The 12,172-nt window shown below is 37.8% G+C and carries 10 protein-coding genes; 8 read left to right on the top strand and 2 right to left on the bottom strand.

Going from position 1 to position 12,172, the window contains the following annotated elements; genetic code table 11:
• Positions 1–22: 22 nt before the first annotated feature.
• A complete protein-coding gene (locus DKG80_RS13965) occupies positions 23–1,204 on the bottom strand; it encodes an O-succinylhomoserine sulfhydrylase (RefSeq protein ID WP_109831969.1) in 1,182 nt (393 codons plus the stop codon).
• Positions 1,205–1,317: 113 nt separating this feature from the next.
• Between DKG80_RS13965 and DKG80_RS13960 the strand changes: the two genes are divergently transcribed.
• The 8 genes from DKG80_RS13960 (at position 1,318) to DKG80_RS13925 (ending at position 9,352) form a co-directional block, all read left to right on the top strand.
• Positions 1,318–2,334: a homoserine O-acetyltransferase family protein gene (locus DKG80_RS13960; protein ID WP_245907014.1), complete on the top strand. Its 1,017-nt coding sequence runs from the start codon at positions 1,318–1,320 to the stop codon at positions 2,332–2,334.
• A gap of 463 nt (positions 2,335–2,797) precedes the next feature.
• Positions 2,798–4,885 (top strand): type IV pili methyl-accepting chemotaxis transducer N-terminal domain-containing protein, encoded by a 2,088-nt coding sequence (locus tag DKG80_RS13955; RefSeq protein ID WP_109831967.1) that lies wholly within the window; start codon positions 2,798–2,800, stop codon positions 4,883–4,885.
• Between the two features lie 10 nt (positions 4,886–4,895).
• Positions 4,896–5,258, top strand: a complete 363-nt coding sequence (locus tag DKG80_RS13950; RefSeq protein ID WP_109831966.1) for a response regulator — start codon at positions 4,896–4,898, stop codon at positions 5,256–5,258.
• A gap of 1 nt (position 5,259) precedes the next feature.
• Complete coding sequence (locus DKG80_RS13945; RefSeq protein WP_109831965.1) at positions 5,260–5,727, top strand: chemotaxis protein CheX; 468 nt, start codon at positions 5,260–5,262, stop codon at positions 5,725–5,727.
• 84 nt (positions 5,728–5,811) lie between these two features.
• A complete protein-coding gene (locus tag DKG80_RS13940; protein WP_162555885.1) occupies positions 5,812–6,564 on the top strand; it encodes a PP2C family protein-serine/threonine phosphatase in 753 nt (250 codons plus the stop codon).
• 365 nt (positions 6,565–6,929) lie between these two features.
• Positions 6,930–7,466 carry an RNA polymerase sigma factor gene (locus tag DKG80_RS13935; RefSeq protein WP_109831963.1) on the top strand — a complete coding sequence of 179 codons (537 nt, stop codon included), beginning with the start codon at positions 6,930–6,932 and terminating at the stop codon, positions 7,464–7,466.
• The gene (locus DKG80_RS13930; protein ID WP_109831962.1) at positions 7,463–8,014 is read left to right on the top strand and encodes a hypothetical protein; all 552 of its coding nucleotides are present in this window, start codon (positions 7,463–7,465) and stop codon (positions 8,012–8,014) included. The genes DKG80_RS13935 and DKG80_RS13930 overlap by 4 nt, the downstream gene beginning before the upstream one ends.
• A gap of 75 nt (positions 8,015–8,089) precedes the next feature.
• On the top strand, positions 8,090–9,352 hold the full coding sequence (locus tag DKG80_RS13925) for a hypothetical protein (protein ID WP_109831961.1): 1,263 nt from the start codon (positions 8,090–8,092) through the stop codon (positions 9,350–9,352).
• A 91-nt stretch (positions 9,353–9,443) separates the two neighbouring features.
• On the opposite strand, the gene DKG80_RS13920 is transcribed toward DKG80_RS13925, so the two are convergent.
• On the bottom strand, positions 9,444–12,164 hold the full coding sequence (locus DKG80_RS13920) for an outer membrane beta-barrel protein (protein ID WP_109831960.1): 2,721 nt from the start codon (positions 12,162–12,164) through the stop codon (positions 9,444–9,446).
• Positions 12,165–12,172 lie beyond the last annotated feature (8 nt).

The raw sequence follows: 12,172 nt of genomic DNA, 5'->3' as shown, positions 1-12,172 counted from the left end.
ACTGAAAGAGTCTTCAAATCATTTACTTACTCTTTTCAATGGCTTGTTCAATATCTGCAATAATGTCATTAATGTGCTCCAAACCAGTAGAAATTCTTATTAAGTTTGGAGTGATTCCTACAGCATATCTTTCTTCATCCGTAAGTTTTGCATGAGTAGTAGAAGTAGGGTGAGTAACTATTGTTCTTGTATCTCCCAAATTAGCAGTCAAGGAACACATCTCAATACTGTTAAGGAATTTTCTACCTCTTTCAAGTCCACCTTTTATCCCAAAGCATACCATCGCTCCGCCTAGGGTCATTTGCTTTTTAGCAATTTCGTATTGAGGGTGTGAAGGTAAAAATGGATAACGAACCCATTCTACATTGGTATTTTTTTCAAGCCATTCTGCAAGTTTCAATGCATTTTCACAATGGCGATCCATACGTACTGCAAGTGTTTCAAGACTCTTTGATATGATCCAAGCATTAAAAGGAGACATTGCAGGGCCTGTACTTCTGCAGAAAGTAAAAATGTCTTTTATTAATGTTTCTGATCCAACTATGATTCCTCCCATTACTCGGCCTTGGCCATCCATGAACTTGGTAGCAGAATGAATTACGATATCAGCACCAAATTCTATTGGTCTTTGAAGGTATGGAGTGGCAAAGCAATTATCCACTACTAGAATAATATCGTTTTCTTTACAAAACTTGCCCGCAAATTCTAAATCTACCAACTCAACACCTGGGTTAGTTGGAGTTTCCAAATACAGAAGTTTTGTATTGTCTTTGATTGATGATTGCCAACTATCAATTTCTGATAGGTCTATGTATGTGTTTTCAATTCCATGACGAGGCATGAATTTTTTTAAGACGGTATGAGTTGATCCGAATACCGATCTCACTGATAACATATGATCTCCTGAATTCAAAAGTGTCATGAAAGTAGCATAAACCGCGGCCATCCCTGTAGCCGTAGCATATCCAGCCTCGGCTCCTTCCATTTTCACTACCTTATCTATTAATTCAGACGTGTTTGGATTCGTGAAACGACTGTAAATGTTGCGATCCATTTCATCGGCAAAAGTTGCTCGCATTTCTTCTGCATCGTCAAACACAAAACTAGAAGTAAGATACATTGGGTTTGAATGCTCTTTTGCTTGTGTAGTAGTGATTTGAGTCCTGACTGCTTCAGTTTCGAAATGTAGCTTCTTTTCACTCATAGACATCGGGGTTTAGATGAACGGCAAATATCACATTTTCCTAATTGAAAGTGAAGACGGGTATCTAACTATTCTAGTTCTTTTAATTAGGTTTGCGCCTCGAAATATCTATGGTGTCAGAAAAGAAAATATTCAAGTCGCAAAGTCCGTTTGCATTGGAGCGTGGAGGAGAGTTGGCAGAACTAGAAGTTGCCTACCATACCTATGGCGAGCTTAACTCTGACAAGTCTAATGTGGTTTGGGTATTCCATGCTTTGACTGCCAATTCCGAGTGTATGGATTGGTGGGAAGGTCTTTTTACCTCTCACAGTGCGATCAATCCTAAGAAGCATTTCATTGTCTGTGCAAATATATTGGGGTCACCCTATGGGACAAGTAGCCCATTAACTATTAATTCTACAACAGGTAAACCTTACTTCACTGACTTTCCGCTAATTACTATTCGTGATATGGTGGAAGCGCACAAACTTTTGAGAGATCATCTGGATATCGAAAGAATTGCGATAGGTCTTGGAGGCTCCATGGGTGGGTTTCAGACCTATGAGTGGGCAGTTCAAGAGCCAAATACCTTTGAAAAGATTATCCTAATCGGTACGGCGCCTAAGGAGTCTCCTTGGAGAATATCAATTCATGCTACTCAGAGATTGGCTATAGAAGCAGATCCTACTTGGAGGGATCATAAGGTGGATGCTGGATCGGCTGGCGTTGCTACATCAAGAGCCATTGGAATGTTGTCCTATAGAAACCATGATATTTTTGGAAAGACACAATCTGATGACAACGAAAAGTTAGACGATTTTAATGCTGACTCTTATATCAGGTACCAAGGTCAAAAGTTAGTTAAAAGAAACTTTCAAGGTTATGTTTTATGGAACCTAACTAAGGCCCTTGATAGTCATAATGTAGGAAGAGGTAGAGGAGGTATAGAAGAGGCTTTCAAAAATTTAAAGTCTCAAGTATTACAAATTGCCATCACCACAGACCTTTTATTTCCTATTGAAGAGCAGAGAACTTTCAAAGATTGGATACCGAATATGAGGTATGAAGAGGTTGACTCGTTCTATGGTCATGATGGTTTTTTGACAGAAACAGAAAAACTCAATAGTATTATTGAGGATTTCATTAGTTGAAAAAACGGTATGGCTGGCTATTCATAGGCTATTATCGTACTTGTAAATGCTGTTTTTCCTTTCAAATGAATAGTTCATTATTCATTTCTATGAAGTTTTATTAAAAACTCACTCGGTTTGAAGGCTATTTAAGTTGCCTTATGCTTTTGATTGTTTCTCAAATTCCAATTCAAAACGTTTGAGTGATACATTGAGTCATTAATGTTTCATTTACATAGTTAAATATGGTGTAAAGCATTTTTTTTTATTCTTGATTACATATTAAAATATACTTTTTACTCCGTGTTTTATTTCGTCTATTGAGCACAATCACGTCCTAGTTTAAATAGAAGTCTGTTTTGGGTATAAATACGTATAATTGTTACGTATTTTATTAGGAGAGGTACTTTTATAATTACGTATAGATACGCAATTTTGTACTGAGAATATAACTCCTTAGTTACATATCAAACAGCTTATTGGAATGAATAATCTTACTAAAACCTATCTGGTTGCTTTAACTATTATCGCCTTGGTAATAGGCTTCTCTCAGTTTTTGGTACAGAATTCTATCAAGAGAGGTAGTTCGGATTCGCGTACCATTAATATTTCTGGTCGTCAAAGGATGCTTTCACAGAAGATTACTAAAGCATCTTTAGCTATGCGTGCTGCACAAAACGATGAACAGTTTATTACGAGAAAAGGGGAGTTAGAAAAAGCATATACATTGTGGTCCAAATCTCATCAGGCTCTACAAGCAGGCGATGAATCTATGAGTTTGGTGGATGTTAATAACTCAGAAAGTATTCTTGAATTATTTGAGGAAATTTCACCATACTACGTAGCTATTGAAAAAGCTGTATTGCAATTGTTAAAAACGGATTCATTACAGGAGACTCAATCTTTGGAATTTGAAGCTGGACTGCAGCAGATACTAGCGAATGAAGGTCAGTTTCTAAAACTGATGAACGATATCACTTTTGAATACGATGCTGAATCTACAGGTCGTATCAAATCTCTTTCTGTGACAGAGTATATTCTTTTTGCTATAGCTTTTTTCCTTCTAGTAATGGAAGGAGCTTTCATTTTCCGTCCGGCTATCAAAAGTATCAATGATTATACTACTCAACTGAGTACGGCTCTGAGGAAAGAGGAATATCTTAATAACCAGTCCGAATCTATTTTCGAGAATGTAAAACAAGGAGTATTCTTGATAGACAAGAACTTGATGATTGGGGATATGTACTCTAAAGAGACCGATGAAATCTTCGAAACTACAAGTCTGCAAAACACTAACTTTCTCAAATTAATGAGGCCACGATTGGTCAAAAGAGATCTTGAAGCGCTAGAAATGTTTGTAGATCACCTTTTTAACCCAAGTATCCGTGAGACAGTAGTGAATCGTCTCAATCCAGTGGAGCAAGTCGAGATATTTCCCGACAAGGGGTCAGTTTCTATGGATCCTAGATACATTCAAATGACCTTTTCAAGGATCATGCGTGATGGAGAGATTTATAGAGTATTGGTGACAGTACTTGATGAAACTGAAACAGTAAGGATGCGTCAGAGAATCGAAGAGTCCGATGCTCAAAATGAAGAAAATTACTCTCAGCTATTGGCAATTCTTAAGGTACAGCCAGAATCTCTGACATCATTCTTAAATGAATCTGTTACAGGGTTAAATGGTATCTCAAGAAAGTATGAGCAAAAGGATTATCGCAATTTCTCTGATTTGGTTCAGACTACTTATGAGACCGTTCACAGTATAAAAGGTAATGCATCTTTGATTGGTCTTGAAATGATATCTAATTCCTTACATAAGGTGGAAGATACTATTGTTGAGTTGAAGAACAAGTCTCAAATAGAAGGAAAGCACTTCTTGAAGATTATCTATCAGATAGCTGAGGTGATTACTTCGCTGAATAATATGGTTGAGCTTCAGGACAAAATTGCTAGTGTCTATAGTAAAGGTTCACAAATAATCGAAGAAAAAGTATCGTCTAGTCAGCAGATTAAAAACGCTGTAGAGACAGGATTAGAGAGAATTTCAGGTGAAACTAGTAAGAAGGTCACTCTTAACTTTCCCGAAACTAAAGTGGATCTGCCAGAGGAGTACGTAGCACTCATGAAAGATATAGCTACTCAGTTGATTAGAAACTCTATAGCTCACGGAATAGAAACAGCTGAGGAACGTAAAATGAATCAAAAGTCTGAAATAGGCACAATTCGTATGGCTTTGCAAGAGCACCCTAATGGTTACACATTTGATTATGCAGATGATGGTAAGGGGTTAGATATGAAAAAGATTTTGGCCAAAGCCATAAAGAACAATTTGATAGCAAGAGATGAAATTCCAAATCTCAAGGGTCAAGATGTCATTGATTTAATATTCAAAAAAGACTTCTCTACTACTCTGACAGCAGATAAGTATTCAGGTAGGGGACAGGGAATGACATTGGTTAAGTCTTTAGTTGAAAAACACAATGGCACGTACAAAGTCGGATTTAAAAAGGGACAAAGCTTTATGATGCGTATATCATTACCCAAAAGCAGAGTCCTTCAATCAGCATAAATTTTACTAGATGAAACTATTAATAGTTGACGACTCATCAATGATGAGAACGACAATAGAGTCGCATCTCAACAATTTCGGATTTGAGATAGTAGGTCATGCAGGAAATGGAAGAGAAGCCTTAGAGTTGGTGACTGCTAAGAGACCGGATTTTGTCACATTAGATATTACAATGCCTGAAATGGATGGTATTGAATGTCTAGAGGAAATCATGAAGATAGCACCAGACACTAAGGTGATGATCATCACTGCTCTTTCAGACAAGTATACTGGTCTAGAGGCACTGAAAAAGGGCGCACGTGAGTTTTTGTACAAGCCTGTAACGCCAGAGCAGCTAAAAGAAGGATTTGACTCAATGATAAGCCACCACTAATATGGATACCAAACAACTAGAATTTGAGAAGACTGTAAATGTGTTCATCAATTCAATAGAAAAATATTTCAATAAATTGACCGACACACCTATCCAAACTCACCCACCTTTTATCAAACAACCGGATGATCTTGTTCTCAAGGAATGTACTGGTATGATAGGTATTTCTGGAAGTAAGATGGGATTGGTATATATCTCTGGAGGTATGGAGCTTTTTAGAGATTTGATTCTCCAATATGTAGGATTAGAAAAGCCAACGACAAGTGATATGCTAGATATGGCAGGAGAATTATCTAATGTAGTCGCAGGAAATGTAAGAGAGTCTTATGGTCGTGAGTTTATGATTTCGATTCCTATTGTTTTTCAGGGAAGTCCTGATAAACTCAAGTTCCCAAAAGATGTACCCATTTATGTGATTCCCTTTGATTGGGATGGTCATGAAGCGTATATGGTGATCGGGCTGAAATAATTACCCTTTTGAAAAATGATATCCACTAGAATAAATATAAACAAAAGCCAAAGTCAACTTTTTGCCAAACATAGCCCCCAAGCTATGGAGGATTTAAGTGTAAAAAATTATCACTCTTCTTTTCCATCAGAAGAATATTTAAATAGGCTATTTGGTCAAACTTATGTGATCAATTGGCCTATGAGTGAAGTAGGAGGTGATGGTTATTGGGCATATGAAGATGAGGAAGGTTTTGCTTTTTTGATAGTCTATGATTGTTCTGGACACGGAAGGTTCGCTTCTATGATGACTAGATACTATGCCAATATTCTCACCGAAGCTATCAAAGGACAAGGTTTGAAAATGCCATCGTCAATTTTGGACTTTGTACATGAGTCAGCTAAGAATGATTGGGTAAATCACCAGAACAATCTTAATGTGGGCAAAAGTGCTGATATGGGAGTAATGGTCTTAGATAAGAGTCGAAAGAAAATATACTTTTCAGGTGCTGGGATGGATTTCGTTTATATCCAGAAAGAGGAATTTAATAAGATCGAAGGAAGTAAAGTACAGGTAGGAGATCGTTTTGACATTGAGCATAGTTACAGTTATGCAGAGATTCCTCTTCGGAAACTTAAGAAGACTAGTTGTTATATGTTTAGCGACGGGGCGACAGATATTTTTGGAGGGCCAAGAAATAAGAAACTTAAATTGAGTGGTCTTATAGAAGCAATAGTCAAGTGCCAAAAAGAAACGACGTTAAAAGAAGAGAAAGCTCAAATGGAGAAGTTCTTCAATCATTGGTCAGGATCAAATGAACCGCTTGATGACTTGCTATTGATAGGTCTTAGATTTTGAACAAATTAAAACTTCTGGATAATTCTTTAATTGGTATATTGAATCGAACCGATAATCTTAAAGCTATCATCTATTTAATTATCTGTTGAAGTAATTGAAAGTCTTTAAGCAAATTGATCTAACCTAACTTTATCATACTTGTTGAAATATTGTCATTGACGCAATAACTATGTCTTTCTAGTTAAGGAAGCTTTCATTTTCTAATATTTCGTCCAGCTAGATAAGTAGTAATATTTTGTTCCTTTTAGAGCAAAATTTCAATAGCATAAAACCCCTAATCTGGTCCATTCAGTATTAATTGAAATTTTTTCTAAATTTCTTTCCGTCCTTTTTCACTTCTTGCAGTCTTAAGGACAAACAAAGACTTGAACTCACAAACCCAAATAGCAACCTTCGTCTCTCAAGCTGCAAAAGGAAACCGCATCGCGCAGCAGGAGATATATCGACAGCACTGTGGAGCTATGCTTTCACTATGTGTCCGGATGATGGGAGATCGGTATATCGCAGAAGACGTGATGCAGGACGGATTTATCAAGGTCTTTATGAGATTGCCTCAGCTCAAAGAACCAAAGAAGCTGAGCGGTTGGATCAAGCGTATCATTTTGAATGAATGCATGGATCAGCTTAAAAAAGTAAGGCACTTCGAAGAAGTCGAAGAGCATGATTTTGAAGATGAGGGTGAAGGAGAGAATTGGTTTGAGGGTATATCCTTTGATCAAATTAATGATGAGATAGATCGCTTGTCTGACGGAAGTAGACAAGTATTTACGCTTTACTTGATAGAAGATATGAAGCATCGTGAGATAGCAGAGCTTTTGGGAGTATCGGTTTCCACTGTCAAAAGTCAGTATCAGCGAGCCTTGAAGCAATTGAGAACGAGATTAAAAGCCATCATGATATGAACAACTTTGAAAAGTATCTGAAGGAAAACAAAAACGAGCTGAAGAGAGAACTCGAACCAAGGCGAGAGCTATGGGACAAGATCGATCAAAAGCTAGAAAACAAACGAAACGCAAAGTTCAAATGGATTCAACTGTCGGCAGCAGTCGTTGCACTGTTGCTGGCAGCTACCGCGCTGTTTAGAACTGTAGAAAGAGACCCGAAGGTCATTCTAGAATTACCGCTGGCGAAGTACTCGACGGAGTATGGATTAGTAGAGCAGGAGTACCAAGAATCGATTCGCTACTCTACACAGTTGGTTGCTAATATGAAAACCTCTGTAGAGGTAAAGAAGCAAACTGCCTCTTATCTCAATGGACTGGAAGCACTAGAGATGGCTTATGAAGGGTATAAAAAGATAGTAGTAGAAGAAGGCTGTGATGATATCATGATGGAGCTGATCATTGATAACTACCAGCGAAGACTTGAGTTACTAGAAAATCTTCAAGGAGAAATTAAAAAACTGAACAACCACGAAAAAATGGAAAGTACAGGTGAGATAATAATATGAATTCAACCTTATCAGTGTCTCACTGACAAGAATGAATGAAAGAATTTCACTGACTACTTAAAAATATTATCAGAGATGAAAACACTATACAGATTTAACCACATACTGATCACGATTGTAGCACTGTTCGCAATACTTGCCGCGCAAGCAGGAGAATTTAGTCGTGAGTTTACGGATTCAAAGAAAGTGTCTAATAGCGACTTGATGAAAATAGTAACCTCTCACTGTAAGGATCTGAATATCATCACCACGGACAAGAAGGAAGCTAAGATAGTAGTGACTTTGACCTTGGATTTGGATGATGCGAAATTGGCAGAAGAGGTTTTTCAAAATGTAGAATACAAGATCGAGACTACTAGCGAAGGCGTGAAAATGGACGTAAGTAGTCCTTTCAAATCCTTTACCTCAAGTGGAAGTTTTTGGGGATCTAATTATGCTAAAGTAGTATTCAAGAATGGTCATAAGATGGATTTTAATGATGATCTAGAATTTGATTTAAGAGCGAAAGTGTACATTCCCAAATCAAACAAGATGAGTTTGGATGCAAGTCATTCAAATGCAGAATTGGGATTTTTGTCCAATAGCGCTGAAATCAAAGTCAGTCATTCACATCTAAAAGCCAGTGACATGAAGGAGCTAATCATAAAATCTAGCCATTCTCAGACAAGGGTAGGAAATATCGAGAAAGATGCTAGTATGAAGATGAGTCATTCAAGGTTTAATGGTCTCAAGATAGGTGGTATGACTCTTTCTGCTCAGCACAGTATTTTGAATTTGGATATGGTGTCAGGGAATGTTAAGGTGAATATGCAGCATTCTACACTGGAAATGGAAGACGCAGGAAATATAGAAGTTAGTAGCCTTCAACATTCAACACTTCGTGCTGAGAATGTCAAAAACATCGAAGCAAATACCATTCAGCACTCAAGTTTGATCATGGAAAATGCAGGGGATGTACAAGTAGATGGAACTCAGCATAGCAAGATTAGGCTTGAGAACATTTTAAGTCTAAGAGTCGGAGGAGGTTCTCACAGCAATATTTCAGTAGAAGAAATAACAGATGCAGTAGTCATCTCAGCCAGTCACTCCAACATTTCGGTAGAAGATCTAGGAGAGAATATCAAGGTGGTGAAAGTCAAGAATTCCCATGCCTCAGTAAGTCTTGGGACTGGGAATGTTAAAAATATGGATGTATACATCAATGATGGTAAATTCACGAATGTTCGTAATGAAGGAGACTTAGAGAAGAAGTCAGATGGTTTCTATAAGAAGCGCTCTGGGTCTGGAGATGCTATAGAAGTAACGATCAACTGCCCATTCTGTAATGTGAATTTGTGATAGGATATTGGGTGAAGCGAATTACCTGAAAGTGAATTAGGTTTGAAGTCTAAATTCAGGTTTTTCGCTCCACTATAGTTTATATTTTACATTATTTAGTCTTAAACCTTCTTAGCTGATAAGTAAGTGTCAACATGAAGTACTGTCTCAGTACTTGCGTCCGAATCTCTTCTACATACCCTGCCCCGACCGTTTGGGAGAAGCTTTGGTTTTGACCTAGAAGATCGTAGACAGATAGCTCAATTTCCGCTTCATCATTTTTCAAAAACTTCTTAGCCACACTCATATTCCAAAGAATATATGCTGAGTTAAAAGAATCGCTGATACCGTTATACTTTTCGAAAAACACGTTGTTTCTAAATACCAATCCCTTCCAGAAAATAAAGTTGGACTTTAATCCAATAGTTTGGGTATAGTAGCTAGTGTTTGAATTTTCTTGGAAACTATTGATGGTTTGATTGCCACTGACTTGATAGTAGAGATTGTAGTCGACTTTTTCACTGATATTGCTGACAAATGATACTCTAGTATTTCCAGAATAAGAGTCTGCGATATTGCTAATACCATTGGTCATCCCAGGAATGCGCTGATAGTTTAGTCGAAGCGAAAGGTTGATGTTAGACTTTAGCTTTTCAAGGAGAATACTGTAAGTCGAATTGTTCATAATGCTCCAATAGCCATCGAAATTCATAGGTTGAGAGATCTGTGCTCCTCGTTGTATGAATACACTGCTAGCCACGACACTATCTCGTCGAGCAAATGTTGTTTGATTGCCGATATAGTTGCTCGTCATAGTAGCTCTGGTGAAGTTGGCAAAGGTTCTATTCTTGTCAGTATTAGGAGCGTTGATCCTCATCATGAAGCTATGAGAGTAGCTTTGATCAAGACTAGGGTTTCCAAGTGAAATGAATATTGGGTTGGAGTTGTTGATGACATTTTGAAGTTGAGTCACAGAAGGAGCAGTAGTAGAAGTAGAGTATCGCAAGAATATATGTCCGTTTTTCAAGTCTATTTTACCCATTGCCATGGGTAAGAAATTATTAAAGCTGCGTTCAAAATTGGTCTGCTCAGGAAGAAGTTGATCATTATTAAGTGTAGCATGTTGATACGCCAAACTGAATCTCATGAATTTCCCCATGTTGTTATTGGTGAAAGAGACCTCAGGAGTATGCGTGATGTAGGCACTTTCAAAATCATTGGATAGTGCTGAACTGAGCGCCTTGTTTTCAGTGTTAGGATCAATCAAATAGGTTCGCTTATCAGAGTTTCTTTGATCATATTTGATTTTGTAGCTACCAGAAAGCTGTCCAGTTAATCCAACCGGTTCGGAAAACTCTATTTTAGTAGATATGCTATTGTTGATTTCGTCGGTTAAATATTGTGTGACTGAGTCCTGAACCATGTCTTCATAGTAGTTTTCACGATCAGTATTTCTGTTTTGAGTCTGAATCTCTATCATCATAGAGCGACCTATTTTCTCAAACTTATGTTGCCAGCTCAAGTAGTTGTTGAGATTGAATGCGGTATTTTGACTCAGGTAATTGTTGTCCGTTTGGTTGATAAGGCTTCCACTTTCGTTAGTTGTATTCGCCAAAGTGTATTGACGACTCATATTGTCTTGATAGCTAATGCTAGGTCTGAAGATAACCTTATTGTCTTCATTGATGTTGTAAGTTACCCTTGCTCGTAGTCTATGATTAAGATTCTCAGAGTAAGAGTCTAAGTCTTCTAAATAAGACTGAGTACTATCACTTTGAAATATTTCACGATTGGTTAACTGGTCATTATCATTGAAAGACTGATTGAAGAAATAACTTCCTTCGAATGTTCCTTTGTCTCCCCAGTCATCTGTGAAATTAACCCCAGCAGCGTGAGTTTGAGTGATGCCATCTTGAGTCCCTACCATTAGACTGTTGCTGCCACCCCTTCGAAATCCTCTTCTTTGTCCACTAAGACCTGCTAAATCTTCTGAGCTGAAGTTTTGTTGATTGATATCATTGCTCATACCAAGTACAGTCAACCTTTGATCCTTTTTGAAACTATTGATTGTACCACCAGCTCTATAGTGATCATCGGTTCCATAGCCAGCATATACATTACCAAACTGACCATTTCGTTTATCTTCTTTAGTCACTACATTCATGGTTTTGGTCGTATTGCCATCGTCTACACCCGTGAACTGTGATCTTTCACTTTGTTGGTCAAATACTTCAACCTTATCTACAATTTCAGCAGGAATAGTGTTGAGCGAAAGCAGCGGATCTTGACCAAAAAAACGTTTGCCATCCAGCAGTACCTGTTGCACACTCTCTCCATTAGCAGTGACCCCTGTTTGGTCAATCACTATACCAGGCATTTTACTCACAAGGTCGGTAGTATTAGCGTCTGGATTTACTTTGTAGGCAGCAGCATTGTATTGAATAGTATCTCCTTTTTGTTCTACAGGAGCTATGAATCCTTGTACTTTCACATCACTCAAAACTTTTACATCAGGCTTGATTTTGATTGAGCCCAGATTGGCGTCGATACCTTGAATTCTCATCACCTGTCTGTACGTGATGTACCCCACACTTTGAATTTGTAGTTTGTAAAATGCCCTATCAAGGTTTTGAATGATGAAACGCCCCTCAGCATCTGAGATTGAATACTTGGATAGAGTAGAGTCTTTGATATTCAGCATTAGGACAGTAGCACCTACGATGGGTTCATCGTTGGAGCTATCAAATAGCGCCCCTGAAATGTTAGCAGCTTGTCCTAGAGCTAGACCATGAATTACTAGCAAGGTAAATATGGAAGAAAGCGTTTTTTTCAACTTGGGGA

Origin of the sequence: Reichenbachiella versicolor, assembly GCF_003171675.1 — a bacterium.
Taxonomy (GTDB): Bacteria; Bacteroidota; Bacteroidia; order Cytophagales; family Cyclobacteriaceae; genus Reichenbachiella; species Reichenbachiella versicolor.
This window is presented reverse-complemented; position numbering and strand designations above follow the sequence as displayed.